This is a genomic window from Microbulbifer sp. GL-2, from assembly GCF_007183175.1.
Classification (GTDB): domain Bacteria; phylum Pseudomonadota; class Gammaproteobacteria; order Pseudomonadales; family Cellvibrionaceae; genus Microbulbifer.
Map to the genome: position 1 here is coordinate 330092 of NZ_AP019807.1, position 18446 is coordinate 348537.

The window sequence follows — 18446 nt, forward strand, 5'->3', positions numbered from 1 at the left end:
ATAACAAACAAAAGTAGCAAATAAGTCGCTGCTTTGGGGGTTAGCAATGGTCAGTATTAAAATATTTAGATTGATCTTATTGCTTACTTTTTCAGGCGCAGTTTATGCTGAAAATTTTGATGCAAGAATTCTCTTCGCTAAAGCTGCAATGCAATCTGAAGAAGGTAAGGAATACGAAGTATTGGTGAGAGAAAGTACATGGGATGCGGATAGCGAGTGCTTCCGTGAGTCAGCAGAAGTTTGAGCAACCCTAGGATACTATCAGCTAGTCGCCACTATAGATCGAGAGGGGGGAGCAAAAATGGTCGAAGTTCGCCCTATACATCCTTACTCATCGTGCGTGGTAATCTGGTTTTCGAATAACAAGTTTCCTAAACCACCACGTGATAGTTCGCCCATTCGCTTGGAGGTAAATATTCAGCTATAGTGGGCTATTCATACTAACAATCACAGGCAGTATGCTACGGGCCTTTGCGGGACGTTAAATTTCAAAAGAAGTATTGAGATGGATGAGAGAGATCAAAAGGCACTTGATGATATTGAAGAATATGGATGCCATGTTCTTAATGTGATGGAAGGAGATGGTGAGCCTTCATTTACATATTCTATCGGCATAAATAAGCAGCAAAATAAGCCTGATGTTCTAATTATGGGGCTAAAGTCTGAGCTAGCTCATTCTATGGCGAATAACTATAAAAATCGACTTCTTGAGGGCGAAGTCTTTGAACCAGGGAAGTATTATTCAGACTTTCTTGGTGACTTTGATGTGTGTTTTGTAAAAGTAGCAAAAAGACACTTTGAAGAGTACTTTGGGTGGGGGCTGTGGCTGCATGATGGAGACGATTTTGAAGTACTTCAGATGATATGGCCTACTACCGATGGGGTTTGGCCTTGGAATGAAAATAAATCAGATTATTACAAGTGGGCACAACCAATTCTAAACGATGATGGATTGCTTAAAGAAATTTAAATCGGGTAGCCGGTAGCTTCTAGCTACCCCCCCTACGCCGCCTATCATACGGGTCCGCAATGGGCGGTTCCCTACCCATAATGAATCTCTATCCAACGATAGTGTCGAGCAGCTCTTCATTTGAGCTGAGTGTCATGGCAGCGCGCCACCTCAACTTTAGCCGACTGAAAACCTATCAGTAGGCTAGCCCTGTCTTTTAACTCATGGATTTAGGTTCAGGCCTTCACCCTGTCCAAGGTATTAATCTTGGCATTTGGCTACTATGCCGTCGGCTGACTTCAGCTTAATCACCTTGATCATTACTGACCGAGACGCTGCTGTGTTCCACAATTTTTTCTACCCCCGCGAGGTAGCAAGCGGATTAGGCCTACTTATGAATCAGCGGTCACCATGACAGCTTCACAGCAGCAAGTTAAATAGTCCTCCCCGATAAGAGGTGAACTTTCACTATACAACTGAGTCATTGACTATACCCGCTAGATCACCCGTCTTCGGTGTCCCTGGCCACCTCGCCTCCTGGCTAAGACTTATAAGATATTCCTGTTCGTCAGCTCATAGTTTTGCTAGCGGCCTCCTCCCCACAAGACCTCACGGTGTTGCAGTTGCCATTCGCTAGTAGTTAGCATTTAATGGAATCCATTAAATGGTGATCCTCCTACATGGGACTTTCACCCCATTAGTCCACGCCCATGCTTGGCGTACCAAATAAAGGCACCGGACCGCCGCTTTGGTTTTGCTACAGGTGCTTTAAGCGTCAGGCGTCAGGCGTCAGGCGTCAGGCGTCAGGCAAACTATCTGAGATTTTCGAGAATATGGAACTAGAGAAAAGTGAAGCTCGAAAGAGAGCTGATGAAATTAAGCCTCACCGCTGTAAGAATCTAATTGCTGTTCTCGAATGCCCAATAGATATGAAAAATATTGGCACAGTTATTAGAAACGTCAATGCTTTAGGTGTAGAGAAAACATATATCGTTGATCCGCGTAACTCACTGCCTGATGATTGGCAGGAAATGAGAGAGAGAAAATCACTTTCAAAACCGTCTGTGTCTGCAATAAAATGGAGTTTTGTAAAGCGATTTGACAGTACAGAGGTGTGCTTAGCCCACTTGGCCAATAATAGGTTCACCTCCATCGTCACCTCTCCTCATGTAAAAGGAAAAGACAACTTTATACTACATGAGGCCGATTATACACAGCCGAAATTGGCCGTATGGTTTGGTAACGAATCTCGAGGTATAAGCGATTTGGCAGTAGAAAACAGTGATTTCTGCGTATCCATTCCAATGTTTGGAATGATTGAAAGCCTGAATCTAGGAACAACTTCTGGAATTGTACTGTATGAAATTACTAAGCAGCGCCGTAAGCATCAGGAAAAATACAAGCGAGCAAGCCGCGGCACCTAAATCGGGTAGCCGGTAGTTTCTTGCTACCGGCCCTACACCATCCATCGTGCAGGTCTGCAATGGGCGGCTCCTATCCGTTATGAATCTCCACCCAACGATAGTGTCGAGCAGCTCTTCATTTGAGTTGAGTGTCATGACAGTGCGCCACCTCAACTTTATACGACTGGAAACATATCGGTAGGCTACCCTTGCCTTTTAACTCGTGGATTTAAGTTCAGGCCTTCACCATATCCAAGGTATAAATCTTGATATTAGGCTGCTATTCCGTCGGCCAACTTTTGTTGAATCACCGTGATCATTACTGACCGAGGCGCTGTTATATCCCACCACTTTTCACTTAAGAAGATGAACTTTCACTACACAACTGCATCATTGACTCTACCCGCTAGATCACCCGGTTTCGGTACCCTTGGTCACCTCTCCTCCAGGCTAAGCCATGGATGCTGTTCTTGTCCGTCAGCTCATAGTTTTGCTAGCGGCTTCCTCACCAAAAGACCTCACAGTATTGCAGTTGCCATTCGCTAGTAGTTAGCATTTAATGGAACCCATTAAACGGTGATCTTCCTACAGGAGACTCTCAGCTCATTAATCCACGCCCATACTGGGCGTACCAAGCGCATGGTATGGGACTGGTTTTCCACTGCGCTCCAAACCAACCGCAAATACGGACGTTAAGTGCTGCAAGTAGTAAAGAGTGATGAAATTTGAATAGTTTAAGTACATATGCGCTGCTAGTTTTTGCGCTTATAGTTGGAGGATCACTAGCATCCCAAGCAGGAGTAAATTCCCAGCTTCGTGTAGCTTTGAATTCGCCTATTCAAGCTGCATTTATTTCGTTCTTAATCGGTACAGTAATTTGGGGACGATCTCAAGTTTTCAAAATGAAAGCTGGTTTACGAAAGAATCGATTTCTGCTTTGCCGTGGTGGGCTTGGCTCGGTGGTGCTTTTGGGGCTTTTAATATCGCAATGTCTGTATTTCTTGCTCCTAAGTTAGGTGCGTTGGTATTGGCAATTTCAATTGTCTGCGGTCAAGTTATAGCTTCGATCGTTTTGGATCATAATGGATGGCTCGGGTATCCAAAAATCGAGCTATCTATCACAAGGATTTTCGGAGCTGTTCTCATTGTTCTCGGAGTCATACTGGTAGCACGGCGATAAGCACTAAAATCGGATAGCCGGTAGTTTCTAGCTACCAGCCCCCACACCACTCATCGTGCGGGTACGAAGTGGGGGCTCCCTATCCGTAATGAATTTCTAGCCAACGATAGTGTTAAGCAGATCTTCATTTGACCACTATGCCGTCGGCTGACTTCTGTTTAATCACCTTGGCCATTACTGACCGAGGCGCTACTATGTCCCACCACTTTTTCCTACTCCCATCTTGGATGGCTAGCGAGTTGGGCGTACTTATGAGTCAGCGGCCACGCTGACAGCTTCACAGCAGCAAGCTATACAGACCTCCCCAGAGAAGAACGTGAACTTTCACTACACAACATCATCATTTACTTTACCCGTTAGATCACCCAGCTTCGGTGTCCTTGAGCACCTCGCCTCCAGACAAAGCCTTATAGAGTGTTTCTGTTCTTCAGCTCATAGCTTTACTAGCCGCTTTATCCCCACTAGACCTCATAGTGTTGAAGTTGCCATTCGCTAGTACTTAGCATTTAATGGAACCCATTAAACGGTGATCTTCCTACAAGAGACTTTCACCCCAGTAGTCCACGCCCATGCTGGGCGTACCAAGCGCCGGCATAATCGCGCATTTTGTGTGCTGGACTCGCAACAAGTTGGGAGCCCGTACTGCGGACATTAGTGCTACCAAGAGTGAAGAATGTCTAAACCATGGAGTAAGTTACAAAAAGAGTTTTATCTTCTTCGTGCAGAAGGGCTGAAATTGCAACTACAATGTCGTTCCTATCGAATGGACTCACAAATGGGAAGTACGAATTGTCCGCGCTACTGGATAACTCTCGGAAAAGATATCATCTGGGATTATCCTAAATATTTTGTGGGTAAGCCACATCCAGAGAGAAAACCGTCGGAGTGGTATCCGTATGGAACTGACATTCCAGATATATCAAATCTAATTCGTGAATACATAGATACCTTTAAAGACGAAATTATGAATAAGGTTTTTGAAAATGACTACTGGGGGCTTGTCAATATACTTCTAGCTGCAGATAAACGCATTGGTACTAGATGCCTGTCCGAATTGAAGAAAAAAATCGATAATAAAGCGGCTTTAAAAATTATAGAGGTCCGTATGGCCTCAGCACTAACTAAACAATCAACCGGACTCTGCTAAGCATGGTTCGCTTTACTCACAATACCACGCTTAGCCTCGCTCAATTATTGAGGCGTTTTGACTAGACCAATGACAAAATTTGTTAAAACCCAAGACTTGGATAAATCTGCAAAACTTACTCTTGCCAACATGCAGGAGTACTATGACATGTATGGCGTTGACTGGACTTTATCAGATGTACGCAGTGCAATTGAAAATCTTGAGAACTATGATTTAGTGAATGATGATGGAGTTTTTGGAGTTGTTAGACTCTCATTTGAAAACAATCGCTGTCAACTGCGAGATATTCAAGTTGTATCTAACCAACAAAACAAAGGTTTAGGCGCTTTAGTTATCTCTAAGGTAACCGAGCTTGCAAGGCAAAAACAACTCGGGTTCATTGATCTACGAGTATTTAAACGTAGTCCAGCATATAGACTTTATGGTCGCCTAGGGTTTGTCATAGAGAGCGAAGATGATAAATTTTACCAAATGACGCTTACAGTCATATAAATCGGGTAGCCGGTAGTTTCTAGCCACCGGCCCCACCATCGTGCGGGCCTGCAACGGGTGATTCCTATCCGTAATAAATCTCTACCCAACGATAGTGTCGAGCAGCGCTTCACTTGAGTTGAGTGTCATGGCAGTGCGCTACTTCTGAATCAACGGCCACGCCGACAACTTCACAGCAACAAGCTAAACAGATCTGCTCAGATAAGATCGTGAACTTTCACTACATAACGGTATTATTGACTCTACCCGTTAGATCACCCGGCTTCGGTGTTCTTGGCCACCTCGCCTCCAGGCCAAGCCATATAAGATGCTTCTGTTCATCAGCTCGTAGCTTTACTAGCCGCTTCGCCCTACAAGACCTCGCAACATTGCAGTTGCCATTCGCGAATAGTTAGCATTTAATGGCACCCATTAAATGGTGATCTTCCTACAGGGGGATTTCACCCCATTAGCTCACGTCTATGCTGGGCGTGCCAAATTTAGGCAAGCGGACAAATTACTACGCCTTCGATTCCGTAATTTGCCGTTGCTAAAGACGTTATGTGGGGCTAAGTCGGATCTTATTGAGAGATGTGGCGTAATTGACATTAGCTTAAAGAATCATCCTGACACTCACTGTAGTGCTACGACAAATTTACCAGACACAATAAGTTGTTTTTATGCAGCCTTTTAATACTCAATTTGCCTTATCTAGAGATTACCTTGCCGAATGCTATGATCAGTCTCTACCCTATGGGAAAAATGTCAAGCCCAACTATCTTCTTCCTACATTACTATTATCTTCTGGTACGGGATTACTGTTATTTACTGAGCAACCTAAGATCGCAAGTTGCACGTTAATTGCATTAGGCGTGCTGGAACTGATTCACATTCGATATCGACGAGCTTGGTGGTTAGCACGGCAGATGCTTGGGAAAAGTGCCGGTAGTGAAGTGAAATTAACCATAGATAAGGATGGAATCCAGACACAGAATCCTTATACGAAAACAGCCCTGTCGTGGGCAGATATCGAACATATTATTGAAACCGAATTAGGGCTTATTTTGGTAGCTAAATCTGGGGGGCAGCAGTACTTGTCTAAATCGTTATTACCAGCTGAATTAATTAATGAGATAGTTACCAAGATTAAGGGTAAACATTGATTTCAATAAAAATTTAAATCGTGCCTACAATGCAGCTAATACAACACATAACAAGTTACCCAAACGCGACGACCCTACAGGGCCGCCGATTGGCAAGGCGTTAAATGTGCACAAGGAACACGTAATGCAATTCATCCAAAGAATAAAACGAAATAGAGTGATAAAATCGTACTTGCGGAAATTGCCTAGGTTGCTAGCGAAAGATTATGGAAAATCTAAAAGGTATCGCCCAAAACAAGTAAGGGCTACGATTGAGAGATCAGGGCTCTCAATTATTTATACCTGTTACGCGATTTCAATTTTTTGCTCAAAGAAGGAATTTGATGCATATCATCATGAAATTGGTGAGGCGTGTGATTACGGAGCAATGCGTGGAGAAGTAGGAAATCTACATTTTTACGGAAATGCAAACTTTAGTAGTAACGATGTTACATCTGTTGGCTCTGACTTTGGTGGCGGTTCACATGGTATGGATGGCGGCGGCACAGATTGAGGTAGTTAAATCGGGTAGCCGGTAGTTTTTAGCTACCGACCCCCACACCGCCCATCGGCGAGTCCACAGTGGGCGACACCCTATCCGTAATGCATCTCTACCCAACGATAGTATTGAGTAGCTCTTCATTTGAGCTGAGTGTCATGGCAGTGCGCTACTTCTGAGTCAGCAGCCACGCTGACGGCTTCATAGCAGTAAGCTAAACAGACCTCCCCTGACAAGAACCTGAAGTTTCACTACACAACCGCGTCATTGACTCTACCCGCTAGATCACCCGGCTTCGGTGTCTTTCGCCACCTCACCTCCAGACTAAGCCTTAAAGGATGTTTCTGTTAGTCCGCTCGTAGTTTTACTAGCAGCTCCCCCCCCATAAGACCTCTCAGTGTTGCAGTTGCCATTCGCTTTTAGTTAGCATCTAATGGGCCCCATTAGTTCCCGCCCATACTGGGAGCACCAAGCAGCAGCACGTAAGCCCAGCAAAAAAAACGGGCAGGACGGCCTACACGCCGCTTCGCTCTGTTTCGGCCGCCCTTGTGCTGGGCGTATGTGTAAATATAGTTAAGAAACCTTTTTCGTGATGGTGATAACGAAGATAGGTAATAGCAATCACCCAAAAAGAGTAATATTTAGTATGAGCACAGGTACGGTAAAGTGGTTCAATGGTGACAAAGGTTTTGGTTTTATTACTCCGGATGATGGAAGCAAAGATCTATTTGTTCACCATTCAGAAATTCAAATGAATGGTTTCAAATCTCTGGATGAAGGGCAAAAAGTAGAATATGTTGTGGGGCAAGGGCAAAAAGGGCCGTGCGCTAACAATGTAAAGTCGCTGTAAGATAAATAACAGCATAAATCGGGTAGCCGATAGTTTCTAGCTACCGGCCCCCACACCACCCATTGTGCAGGTCCGCAATGGGTGGTTCCCTATTCGTAATGAATCTCTCCCCAACGAAAGTGTCGAGCAGCTCTTCATTTGAGTAGAGTGTCATGACAGTGCGCTACTTCTGATTCACCGGCCACTCAGACAGCTTCATAGCAGCAAGCTAAACAGATCTCCCCAGATGAGAACATGAACTTTCACTACACATCGGCATCATTTACTTTACCTACTAGATCACCCAGCTTTGCTGCCTTTGGCCACCTCCCCTCCAGGCTAAGCCTTATCGGATGTTTCTGTTCGTCAGCTCATAGCTTTACAAGCTGATTCCTCCCCACAAAACCTCGCTGTGTAGCAGTTGCCATTCGCTAGCAGTTAGCATTTAATGGCGCCCATTAAACGGTGATCTTCCTACACGGGACTTTCACCCCATTAGTTCACGCCCTGCTCGCGTCATTAAACATAGGGTATTGATTGAAGAATGAGTAAAGAACAACCAAATAATCCGCTACATGGTATTACTCTTGAGAAAGTTGTTACACGATTGCAGGAGCATTATGGCTGGGATGGTTTGGCAGATAGGATTAATATCAATTGCTTTAAGAGCGACCCATCAATTAAGTCTTCGCTCAAGTTTTTACGCAAAACCCAGTGGGCGCGAGATAAAGTCGAGAATCTGTATATCTCAATTTTTGAAAATAAATCTCCGTGGGGTAATCGTAAATAAGCACTATTTGGTAACCACATAGATGTCGCTGTGATTAGGCAGGGACAGGCGCATAAATCGGAAAGCCGGTAGTTTCTAGCTACCAGCCCCCACACCACCCATCGTGCCAGTCCGCAATGGCCGGTTCCCTATCCGTTGAATCCCTACCCAACGATAGTATCGAGCAGCTCTTCATTTGAGTAGAGTATCATGGCAGTGCGCTACTCCTGAGTCAGCGGCCAGGCTGGCAACTTCACAGCAGCCAGTTAAACTGATCTCCCCAGATAAGAACGTGACCTTTCACTGCACAGCTGCACCATTGACTCTACCCTTAGACCACCCCGTTTCGGTGCCCCTCCAGGCTAAGCCTTATAGGATGTTTCTGTTCGCCAGCTCATAGTCTTGCTAGCGGCTTCTTCCCCCACAAGATCTCACAGTGTTGCAGTTGCCATTCGTTAGTAGTTAGCATTTAATGGCGCCCATTAAATGGTGACTTTCCTACACGGGACTTTCACCCCATTAGTTCACGCCCATACTAGGCGTACCAAGTTACTCAAGTACACTCCGTTCCGCTTCCACGGGACAGCCTACACTGAGTTTCAGCTGCCTATTAGCAAGGGTTTAGAGTACACAAGGATAAGTATGATTACTCGGAATACAATAAAATTCAAAGTAACTGAATTACCGATTTCTGATGTTGTTACAAAATTTGGCGGTCAGCCTAATTGGCTTGAGGAAGCTCAATGGCCAATAAGCTCTGAAATAGATTCTCCCATGCGCTTTATTTGTCAGATCAAACTTACAAATGATCTATTTCCAGGCTGTGAAGGAAAAGTGGCCTATATCTTCATGACAGATGATGATGAGTACGTTGATGGAACATGGGAGCCAGATGGTGGCGAGAATGCAGTAATTATTCAACCGGGTGGTAAGCCTCAAATAAAGGTACGAAATATCACCACTGGACCAACTTTACAGGACTATGTTGAAGTAAAGGGGAAAACTGGTCTTTACCCAATAGACATCGAATTAGCTGTTGATCTTTCAGCCTCAAAAGACCCAGAGTTCATTCCAGAAGCAGAACGCTTTGACCTAGCTGACGAGGACTATGAAAAATACTGTAATAAGCTGGGAGGAAATAAAATTGGTGGGACACCCAGCTTTCTTCAAGGTGACGAATTTCCAGGAAATACGGACGACTGGTCACTTCTTATGCAGCTAGATTCGTGTGAAGTTCCATTTAGTATCAATTTTGGAGACTCCGGTGTTTCATACGCATTCATAAATAAAGAGGGAACGATTGGTAAGTTTCTCTGGCAATGTTGTTGAGTAGCTCAAAATCGTGTAGTCGGTAATTTATAGTTACCGGCTACTACACCAGTCATCGCGGAGGTACGTAATCAGCGGTTCCCTATCCATGTACTTAACGATAGTCTCGAACCGGTTAGACCTATACATGAGTCTGTTACCGTCCTGACAGCTTCACTGTAGTAAATTAAACAGACTTCCCCAGTTAAGAGCATGAACTTTCACTACACAACTACATCTTTGACTCTACCCGCTAGATCACCCGGCTTCGGTGTCCTTGGCCCCCTCACCTCCAGGCTAAGTCTTATAGGATGTTTCTGTTCCTCCACTCATATTTGCTAGCGGCTTCCTCCCCACAAGACCTCACAGTGTTGCAGTTGCCATTCGCCAGTAGTTAGCATTTAATGGACCTATTAAACGGTGATCTTCCTATAGAGGACTTTCACCCCATCAGCTCACGCCCACGCTGGGCGTACCAAGTAAAGTTCAGCATCGCTTCTTCGGGGCTGGACCTCGCTACGCTCGACCACTGTTGGCGGCGTTAGATTTTCTACTCATCGGAGATAGGGAATGTCAACGAGAGAAATCTCAAACTATTATGACTCAACCGAACATAGTGATACTCGTGAAGATTTAATTTTTGCTCTTAGCAAAGTAAAAGGAAAAGGGATTGCTGTTGATTGTGGCTGTGGAGCAGGATCTGATATAGCTTATTTGCGCAGTAATGATTTCACAGTTCATGCCTTTGATATCGAGAATGAATCTATATCTAGATGTCGTAAACGATTCAAAGATGATGAGCAGGTTATTCTATCAAGGGATAGCTTTAATACTTTCAATTATCCTGAGTCCTCGCTGGTAGTTGCTGATGCCAGTCTTTTCTTTTGTCCTGAAAAAGATTTTGAGTCAGTTTGGTTGAAAATAACTAACTCTTTGACAGAAGGTGGAATCTTTTGCGGTTCATTCCTGGGGCCGAAAGACACAATGGCTGGGCCTGAGTATGATAAGGAAGCATTTTGGAGTGATACTCTAGTTATGAATGAATCGAAGATTAAAAAACACCTCGGTAAATTTGAGCTATTAAAGTGGACTGAACATGACCTTTCAGGAGAAACTACAGATGGTACACCGCATCATTGGCATATATTTTCCATCGTAGCCAGAAAAAAAACTAAATCCAGTAGACGGTAGCTTCTAGCTACCGTCTACCACACCACTCATCGTGTGGGTCCGCAATGGGCGGCTCCCTGATCCTACCCACCAACGATGGACACTCTCTTAAGCGATAAACTACGCAGCAGAGGTGCTCTATGACAAGATCAAATAAACCAACCAAAACCACTCGTAAACAATATTCAGAGGAGTATAGGAAGGATGCCCTAGCACTGGCGCTCAAGGTCGGGGTAAGCGTTGCCGCTAAACAGCTTGGATTTCACCCTTCCCAGATTTACGGATGGCGAAGTATGGCTAAGTTACATCAAAGCCGAGAGAGAGCTGGCCACAGAAAATGCTCGACTTAAGCGGCAGCTGGCTGAGCAGGCAGAGGAGCTGGCGATCTTAAAAAAGGCCGCAGCGTACTTTGCAAAGAGCCTGAAATGAGGTACGCCTTCATGCAAAAGCACAGGCATGAATTCAGCATCAAAGCGATGGCCAAGGTATTGGGCGTATCTCGCAGTGGCTTTTATAACTGGGTGTCAAGATCGGCTGACCAATCCAAGTACCAGCAGTACCGAATGCAGCTCGATAGCTTGGTACAGCAGCGCTTTATAGCCAGCAAAGAACGTAGCGGCGCCCCTCGTCTGACGAAGGAGTTGGCCAGTGAGGGGAGTAAATATAATCAGAAAACAATTGCTGCCAGCATGCGTCGACAGGGCCTACGGGCTAAAGCAGGCAGGAGATATAAAGCCACAACCTACTCAAAACATGGTCTGCCAGTAGCTCCAAATTTGCTCGAGCAGAACTTTAATGCTGAAGTGCCGAATCAGAAATGGGCTGGGGATATTACCTACCTACGAACGGAAGAAGGTTGGTTATATCTGGCTGTAGTGATAGACCTATATAGTCGGTTGGTTATTGGTTGGGCGATGTCAGAAACGATGACGGCTACATTGGTCTGTGACGCCCTTCAAATGGCTTTATGGCGACGTAAGAAACCTACGACTGTTATCGTGCATACTGACAGGGGAAGCCAGTATTGCTCTAAAGATTATCAATCTTTAATTACAGCGTATGATCTGCGGTGCAGCATGAGCGCCAAAGGTAATTGCTATGATAATGCTTGTGCAGAAACGTTCTTCCACTCACTTAAGGTAGAAGCAATCCATGGTAACCGCTTTCCTACAAGGTGCCTCATGCGAGAAACCGTATTTGAGTATATAAAGATAGACTACAGTGGTGTGTCCGTTGTTGATGGGTAGGATCACCCTATTCGTAAAGAATCTCTACCCAACGATAGTGTCGAGCAGCTCTCCATTTGAGTTGAGAATCATGGCAGCGCGCTACTTCAACTTTATATCCGACTGGAAACATATCGATAGGCTAGCTCTGTCTTTTAACTCATGGATTTAGGTTCACTCCTTCACCCAGTCCAAGGTATTAATCTTGGCATTAGGCTACTATGCAGCCTGCCGTCTTCTGTTTAATCACCGTAATCATTACTGACCGAGGCCCTGCTGTGTTCGGCCATTTTTATTCTATCCCTGCGATGGTGGCTAGCGAGCTGGGCCTACTTATGAGTCAGCGGACACGCTGACAGCTTTACAGCTTTACAGCAGCAAGTTAAACAGATCTCCCCAGATAAGAACGTGAATTTTCACTACACAACTGCGTCATTTAATCTACTCATTAGGTCACCCAACTTCAGTGTCCTTGGTCACCTGCCTCCAGGCTAAGCCTTAGAGGATGTTTCTGTTCGTCAGCTCGTAGTTTTGCTAGAAGCTTCCTCCCCACAAGACCTCACGGTATTGCAGTTGCCATTCGCTAGTAGTTAGCATCTAATGGAATCCATTAAATGGTGATCTTCCTACATGGGACTTTCACCCCATTAGTTCACACCCATGCTGGGCGTACCAAGGCGCCGCACCCACCTCCAGCGCTATCGTGCCTCCGTGGGTGAGCTTGGCGATAACTTAGAAATATGATGAAATACATATCTGGCGAATCAGTAGAACTATACGACATTGTCGAAAACAATGAAGGTGAAACCTGGATTCAAGCTACAGTCGTTTATATTGCTGATACAAATGAGGCAACTAAAGAATGCCAATGGCTTTTAGACGAAAAACCTGAGTGGGCAGAAGGTTCGATTGCTATCTGCTGGAATTTCCTCCAAGAGCCAGAAAATATCAGTGATAGACTTCTGTTCACTGATACAGAAAACAATGATGAACTTAGGTTTGTCAGGAGACAAAATTAGTAGGTTAAGGCTCTGGATGCAGTAAAGCCGCTCCTGTGCTTTAGATGCTAAATTGCTATGAAGAAATTAACTTACTTAATTCTAGTATTGTCACTTGGCTCCATAGCGGGTGAAACTTGATGCACTCACGAGCAAGGGGCATTTTTCCCTCATGTTGAGGCTCCTAGGGTTACTGAGTTGGAGGAAGGATATCTACATTTAAAATATATCGCTCTACCAAGTGGCTCAGTTGATAATATTTCTGTTGTTGAGTCTACGGGAGATCCTAGATGGGTCAAGGCTGCCTCCAAATCAATTGAAACTTGGAAACACAGAAAAACAAATAGAGCCTACCGGCAGGAATTTAATGCGAAGCTTGAAGAATAGATCACAATTTAACAAGGCAAGGCAGTGGACGTCGCTAACGCTCAGCCTCTACTTACAACATTATGGCTTACGCCAAGATTTATAGAAAATTTAACATGAAGTACATATTTTCAACATTGCTATTACTATTTCCACTTGCTGTCTCAGCGGAAATTTATAAGTGTATGCAACCAGACGGAAAACTTGGTTTCTCTGATAAGCCATGCGCTGATGGAGCAATCCAAGAAAAAATTACAATAAAGTCCAACAGCGTCGACTGGGTAAGCCGTCTTCGATCAGAGAAGCCAACATCAATACAGATAATTGATGTACTCCGAGAGGATGGAGATGTAACTATTAAGTACGAATTTACAACAAAGCCAGCCTCCAATGAGTTCATAAAGCTGGCAAATAATGTAAGCAATATGCCAGTAGTGCTAATGAAATACGTCGAGCCTAAAGGCAACACTCTAGGCCATGCTGAAATTAAGGCTTCAAACAAACCGAATCCACTATTTAATAAACTGAAACATGCTAACAAATAGTAAAGGCCATAACAAAACCAAGCACTATGCCCCGCTACGCTGGGAAGGACCTCAAAAACGCTTGCGCGTGTTGCGGCGTTATGTTTCCAAGGGGAATTCATGAGAATTATAGTATTACTTTTAATATTTTCTTCTTGTGCTTTCGCGGATAGTTTCACAGTCAAGAAAAATGAGAAGCCTATCGAAAAATATGAAAAATTATGCCTTATGCAACACCCACCTACTCACAAGGCAATGTTCTATAAATCCGAACTGTGCAAATTCGGAAAGGAAGGTTGCAGTGGAGTTAGCTCAAAAGAACCTTTTGAAGTTCTATGTAACCTTGAATGGGTTTCAAAATGTTACTCCATGAGTGCATGGCAAAGCCGAAATCAATACTTCAAATTAAGTCCATCGGTAGAAGTGGCAAATATCAGTCAGAGAGTGACTTTCTCAAACGGTGCCAAAGTGACTACTATATGCGCTCACTACAAGTAAAACATAAATCGGGTAGCCGGTAGTTTTTAGCTACCGGCCGCCACACCACCCATCGTACGTGTCCGAAATGGGCGGTTCCCTATCCTCCGTAATGAATCTCGAACCAACGATAGTCTCGAACAGCTCTTCATTTGCGTTAAGTGTCATGGCAGTGCGCTACCTCAACTTTATCCGGCTGGAAACATATCGATAGGCTAGCCTGTCTTTTAACTTGTGTATTTAGGTTCAGGCTTCACCCTGTCCAAGTTATTAATCTTGGTATTTGGCTATTATGCCGTCTGCTGACTTCAGTTTAATCACCTAGATCATTGCTGACCGAGGTGCTGCTGTGTTCCATCACTTTTTCTATCCCCGCGATGATGCCTAGCGGGTTGGGCCTACTTATGAGTCAGTGGCCACGCCGACAACTTCACAGCAGCAAGCTAAACAGATCTCCCCAGATAAGAACGTGAATTTTCACTACACAACTGCGTCATTTAATCTACTCATTAGATCACCCGACTTCAGTGTCCTTGGTAACCTCGCCTCCAGGCTAAGCCTTAGAAGATGTTTCTGTTCGTCAGCTCGTAATTTTGTTAGCGGCTTCCTCCTCACAAGACCTCACAGTATTGCAGTTGCCATTCGCTAGTAGTTAGCATTTAATGGAACCCATTAAACGGTGATCTTCCTACAGGAGACTCTCATCTCATTAATCCACGCCCATACTGGGCGTACCAAGCGCATGGTCTGGGACTGGTTTTCCACTGCGCTCCAAACCAACCGCAAATACGGACGTTAAGTGCTGCAAGTAGTAAAGAGTGATGAAATTTGAATAGTTTAAGTACATATGCGCTGCTAGTTTTTGCGCTTATAGTTGGAGGATCACTAGCATCCCAAGCAGGAATAAACTCGCAGCTTCGTATAGCTTTGAATTCGCCTATTCAAGCTGCATTTATTTCGTTCTTAATCGGTACAATAATTTTGGGGACGATCTCAATTTTTCAAAATGAAAGCTGGTTTACGAAAGAATCGATTTCTGCTTTGCCGTGGTGGGCTTGGCTCGGTGGTGCTTTTGGCGCTTTTAATATCGCAATGTCTGTATTTCTTGCTCCAAAGTTAGGTGCGCTAGTATTGGCAATTTCAATTGTCTGCGGTCAAGTTATAGCTTCGATCGTTTTGGATCATAATGGATGGCTCGGGTACCCAAAAATCGAGCTATCTATCACAAGGATTTGCGGAGCTGTTCTCATTGTTCTAGGAGTCATACTGGTAGCACGACGATAAGCACTTAAATCGGATAGCCGGTAGTTTCTAGCTACCAGCCCCCACACCACTCATCGTGCGTGTACGAAGTGGGGGCTCCCTATCCGTAATGAATTTCTAGCCAACGATAGTGTTAAGCAGATCTTCATTCGACCACTATGCCGTCGGCTGACTTCTGTTCAATCACCTTGGCCATTACTGACCGAGGCGCAGCTGTGTTCCTCCATTTTTTCTATCCCCACGATGGTGGCTATCGGGTTGTACCTACTTATGAGTCTGCGGCCATGCTGACAGCCTCCCACCAGCGAAATAAACAAATCTCCTCCGATAAGAGCGTGAACTTTCACCACACAACTGTATTATTTACTCTACCCGTTAGATCACCCAGCTTCGGTGTCCTTGGCCACCTCGCCTCCAGGCTAAGCCTTATAGGATGTCTCCGTTCGTCAGCTCGTAGTTTTGCTAGCAGCTTCCTCCCCACAAGACCTCTCGGTGCTGCAGTTGCCATCCGCTAGTAGTTAGCATTTAATAGAACCCATTAAACGGTGATCTTCCTACAGGGGACATTCACCCCATTAGCCCACGCCCATCCTGGGCGTATCAAGCGCCTACAATCTGACCTCCGACCACTGTCACCTTTTTTGCCAGAACCTTGACAAAAAAGGCGCCAGTAGCCTCCGGGCGTTAGGCGCGTAATATCAACAACCTCTTTGAGAGATGATAATGAAGAAACTCAAAAACGAAAAAGAGTTGGTTAAAAAGGCTATAGCACTCGGTACTGCATATGGCACCAAGCGAGGCGTTGTCGAATTTGAAGCTACCGATTCAGCTCACGAGAAACTCGAATATATTTATCGTCTTTTAGTTCACGATAAATTAATTCAACCGCTTCCAGAAGACAAAATATCACAGAAGGCTATCATGCATAGGTTAGCAATATGGGCCTCAAAGCAGTGAAGAGAGGAGTTTTATCGTAAGACCAGGAAGTATTTGGTAGCCATATTAAAAGGGCTTAAAAAGTCATAGTCATAGGTTAGCAGCCATTAGCGCCGATATTCCTACGTTTCATCACAAATAAAAACTAAACCATGTCCGGCTTTATTTATAGTTTAGATAAACACCGTTAACACAAGAAAACCGATAAATCGTCAAACTTAGAAAAGGAGTATGAAGTGGCTTAAGATAAGCCACTTCAATCACAAACGGCTAATATCCGCTAAAGGGGCAGCGGCATAGGTTTTTCATTAATCTTAAATTCGCTGTCTTTCAGGCTGATATTGGAGCTGTAGCCGTCATTGGTTGATACTAACAAACCTTGTTGCTCAAGAGACGCTAATATGGTTGGTACTTGTTGAGCAGCTACTTGCTCCAGCTGCTCTTCACTCATGCCTTGGGTTTGCGGGTTATTTTGCAATTGAGCTTTCATCACTTGTACGGCCATAAATTCAATCAGGGCTTTATCGCCGCTTAGCTTGCCGTCAACTAAGGCATGTGACAGCCAGAAAGCCGGATCTAGTGGTTGCTCCGGTAACACGCTAATGTCAACTAAGCTAGTATGCAGGTTACTGTTAAAACTGCCTTGCGGGAAAGTGCCACGTAAGCTGGTAATATTCACTTGAGGCTCACCAGCCACTAAAGATAACAGATTAGCGCTCATAAACTCCATAGCCTTAGCTCCTGTGTCTTCAGCAGGCAGCGTATTGAGTGAGTTGGCAAAATCCTGATAAGACTTCAAAAATTCTTGGCTGATATTGGCGACTTCAATCTCAAGGGCCAGATCTTCACCATGGAATTCAGCTATGTCGACCTTTTTAGAGCCGTAGGCAACCTGCATATTTCCCTGTTGTTTTTCTTGGTTGAATTCAGTACTTGCCTTCACATATAGGTCAGCAATGTCAATATTTTCGTTTTCTTCTCTATCATTTAAGCTGATGGCATCAAAGTTAATTGTTGTATCAGAATCATAAAAAGCACTTTCAAAGATTGCCTTAAGGGAGGAAGACATAGTCATATCCAAAGTCAACCTTTCAACCCTGAAGTCCCTTAACTCAGAAGTGACGGTAAGGCTATCGGCAACCCCCTGGTAAGTTTGTTGCCCATCCTGATATTGCCCTTTACCCTGAAAACCACTGAAAGTTAACTGAGCTTTATGATCTTCAATATCAGTAGTAAATGGCGTAATGCTGTCGTTATAGTAATAACCACCTAAAGCATTCATATTGCCATGAACCTGGTAAAAAGGAGTTTGCTCAGGCCAAACCAAATGTTCACGTAATTGATCACCGGTAACTTCTAGCGTCCAGCCAAGCCATCCGAAACCAGCATGTTCCCCGAAGCGAAAGGGGCCGTGGGAAGCACTGAAATCTACTTCTACAGAAAAAATTTTAAGTTCATGGGCATCTGATACATCCGATAAAGCACTCAGATCCATGCTTACCAAAAAGGTGGTCTGGGTTGAAAACCAGGATGAATCCATGTTTTTTACTTCAACCGTGTATGGCGAATTTTCATTCACGGCGGTGACTATTTCATCAATGGATGACTCGAGTTGAATGCCGGCAATTTTCGGTGCAATAACACCAGTAAGCACTGCTGCTGGAAGCAATACACTTAATAATTTCTTCATTAAGATAAATCCAAACTACAAATTGGCTGGTAACTAAGTCTATTATTGTCTCATATTTACAGACAGCTGTAAGTCAAAATATAAAATATTTGTTCTTTC

Annotated in this window: 16 protein-coding genes and 2 pseudogenes; 17 read left to right on the plus strand and 1 reads right to left on the minus strand. The window is 44.4% G+C overall.

The features are described 5' to 3' along the window. The first annotated feature begins 46 nt into the window (after positions 1–46). From GL2_RS01500 to GL2_RS01595, 17 genes and pseudogenes are all read left to right on the plus strand, one after another. A complete protein-coding gene (locus GL2_RS01500; RefSeq protein ID WP_143728966.1) occupies positions 47–244 on the plus strand; it encodes a hypothetical protein in 198 nt (65 codons plus the stop codon). Between the two features lie 261 nt (positions 245–505). Next, the gene (locus GL2_RS01505; RefSeq protein WP_143728967.1) at positions 506–970 is read left to right on the plus strand and encodes a DUF4262 domain-containing protein; all 465 of its coding nucleotides are present in this window, start codon (positions 506–508) and stop codon (positions 968–970) included. 812 nt (positions 971–1782) lie between these two features. Then, positions 1783–2373 carry an RNA methyltransferase gene (locus GL2_RS01510; protein ID WP_143728968.1) on the plus strand — a complete coding sequence of 197 codons (591 nt, stop codon included), beginning with the start codon at positions 1783–1785 and terminating at the stop codon, positions 2371–2373. A 704-nt stretch (positions 2374–3077) separates the two neighbouring features. Continuing rightward, a pseudogene (locus GL2_RS22260) lies at positions 3078–3532 on the plus strand (DMT family transporter). A 673-nt stretch (positions 3533–4205) separates the two neighbouring features. After that, positions 4206–4679, plus strand: coding sequence for a hypothetical protein (locus GL2_RS01520; RefSeq protein WP_143728969.1), 474 nt, complete (start codon positions 4206–4208; stop codon positions 4677–4679). A 69-nt stretch (positions 4680–4748) separates the two neighbouring features. Then, positions 4749–5171 carry an N-acetyltransferase gene (locus GL2_RS01525; RefSeq protein ID WP_143728970.1) on the plus strand — a complete coding sequence of 141 codons (423 nt, stop codon included), beginning with the start codon at positions 4749–4751 and terminating at the stop codon, positions 5169–5171. Between the two features lie 659 nt (positions 5172–5830). Further along, positions 5831–6313: a YcxB family protein gene (locus GL2_RS01530; RefSeq protein WP_143728971.1), complete on the plus strand. Its 483-nt coding sequence runs from the start codon at positions 5831–5833 to the stop codon at positions 6311–6313. A 190-nt stretch (positions 6314–6503) separates the two neighbouring features. Next, entirely contained in the window at positions 6504–6806 is a 303-nt protein-coding gene (locus tag GL2_RS01535; protein WP_143728972.1) for a DUF6559 family protein, read from the plus strand. A gap of 631 nt (positions 6807–7437) precedes the next feature. Then, a complete protein-coding gene (locus tag GL2_RS01540; protein ID WP_143728973.1) occupies positions 7438–7641 on the plus strand; it encodes a cold-shock protein in 204 nt (67 codons plus the stop codon). Between the two features lie 523 nt (positions 7642–8164). Continuing rightward, entirely contained in the window at positions 8165–8410 is a 246-nt protein-coding gene (locus tag GL2_RS01545; RefSeq protein WP_143728974.1) for a VF530 family DNA-binding protein, read from the plus strand. Between the two features lie 621 nt (positions 8411–9031). Further along, positions 9032–9718, plus strand: coding sequence for a DUF1963 domain-containing protein (locus GL2_RS01550; protein ID WP_143728975.1), 687 nt, complete (start codon positions 9032–9034; stop codon positions 9716–9718). Between the two features lie 549 nt (positions 9719–10267). Beyond that, positions 10268–10888, plus strand: coding sequence for a class I SAM-dependent methyltransferase (locus GL2_RS01555; protein ID WP_143728976.1), 621 nt, complete (start codon positions 10268–10270; stop codon positions 10886–10888). Positions 10889–11007: 119 nt separating this feature from the next. After that, positions 11008–12090 (plus strand): annotated as a pseudogene (locus GL2_RS01565) (IS3 family transposase); the annotation flags it as partial. 743 nt (positions 12091–12833) lie between these two features. Further along, positions 12834–13112, plus strand: coding sequence for a hypothetical protein (locus GL2_RS01575; RefSeq protein ID WP_143728979.1), 279 nt, complete (start codon positions 12834–12836; stop codon positions 13110–13112). A gap of 461 nt (positions 13113–13573) precedes the next feature. Next, positions 13574–14002: a DUF4124 domain-containing protein gene (locus GL2_RS01585; RefSeq protein ID WP_172621022.1), complete on the plus strand. Its 429-nt coding sequence runs from the start codon at positions 13574–13576 to the stop codon at positions 14000–14002. Between the two features lie 1284 nt (positions 14003–15286). Continuing rightward, entirely contained in the window at positions 15287–15742 is a 456-nt protein-coding gene (locus GL2_RS01590) for a DMT family transporter (protein WP_143728982.1), read from the plus strand. 702 nt (positions 15743–16444) lie between these two features. Further along, positions 16445–16678, plus strand: a complete 234-nt coding sequence (locus GL2_RS01595; protein ID WP_143728983.1) for a DUF5062 family protein — start codon at positions 16445–16447, stop codon at positions 16676–16678. Between the two features lie 259 nt (positions 16679–16937). Here GL2_RS01595 and GL2_RS01600 read toward each other — a convergent pair whose 3' ends face one another. Further along, complete coding sequence (locus tag GL2_RS01600; protein WP_143728984.1) at positions 16938–18347, minus strand: YdgA family protein; 1410 nt, start codon at positions 18345–18347, stop codon at positions 16938–16940. Between the last annotated feature and the right edge of the window lie 99 nt (positions 18348–18446).

What these genes read in the sequence shown, in the direction of transcription:
- GL2_RS01500 (WP_143728966.1), top strand. Translation starts at nt 47, where the DNA reads ATGGTCAGTATTAAAATATTTAGATTGATCTTATTGCTTACTTTTTCA.
- GL2_RS01505 (WP_143728967.1), top strand. Translation starts at nt 506, where the DNA reads ATGGATGAGAGAGATCAAAAGGCACTTGATGATATTGAAGAATATGGA.
- GL2_RS01510 (WP_143728968.1), top strand. Translation starts at nt 1,783, where the DNA reads ATGGAACTAGAGAAAAGTGAAGCTCGAAAGAGAGCTGATGAAATTAAG.
- GL2_RS01520 (WP_143728969.1), top strand. Translation starts at nt 4,206, where the DNA reads ATGTCTAAACCATGGAGTAAGTTACAAAAAGAGTTTTATCTTCTTCGT.
- GL2_RS01525 (WP_143728970.1), top strand. Translation starts at nt 4,749, where the DNA reads ATGACAAAATTTGTTAAAACCCAAGACTTGGATAAATCTGCAAAACTT.
- GL2_RS01530 (WP_143728971.1), top strand. Translation starts at nt 5,831, where the DNA reads ATGCAGCCTTTTAATACTCAATTTGCCTTATCTAGAGATTACCTTGCC.
- GL2_RS01540 (WP_143728973.1), top strand. Translation starts at nt 7,438, where the DNA reads ATGAGCACAGGTACGGTAAAGTGGTTCAATGGTGACAAAGGTTTTGGT.
- GL2_RS01545 (WP_143728974.1), top strand. Translation starts at nt 8,165, where the DNA reads ATGAGTAAAGAACAACCAAATAATCCGCTACATGGTATTACTCTTGAG.
- GL2_RS01550 (WP_143728975.1), top strand. Translation starts at nt 9,032, where the DNA reads ATGATTACTCGGAATACAATAAAATTCAAAGTAACTGAATTACCGATT.
- GL2_RS01555 (WP_143728976.1), top strand. Translation starts at nt 10,268, where the DNA reads ATGTCAACGAGAGAAATCTCAAACTATTATGACTCAACCGAACATAGT.
- GL2_RS01575 (WP_143728979.1), top strand. Translation starts at nt 12,834, where the DNA reads ATGATGAAATACATATCTGGCGAATCAGTAGAACTATACGACATTGTC.
- GL2_RS01585 (WP_172621022.1), top strand. Translation starts at nt 13,574, where the DNA reads ATGAAGTACATATTTTCAACATTGCTATTACTATTTCCACTTGCTGTC.
- GL2_RS01595 (WP_143728983.1), top strand. Translation starts at nt 16,445, where the DNA reads ATGAAGAAACTCAAAAACGAAAAAGAGTTGGTTAAAAAGGCTATAGCA.
- GL2_RS01600 (WP_143728984.1), bottom strand. Translation starts at nt 18,347, where the DNA reads ATGAAGAAATTATTAAGTGTATTGCTTCCAGCAGCAGTGCTTACTGGT.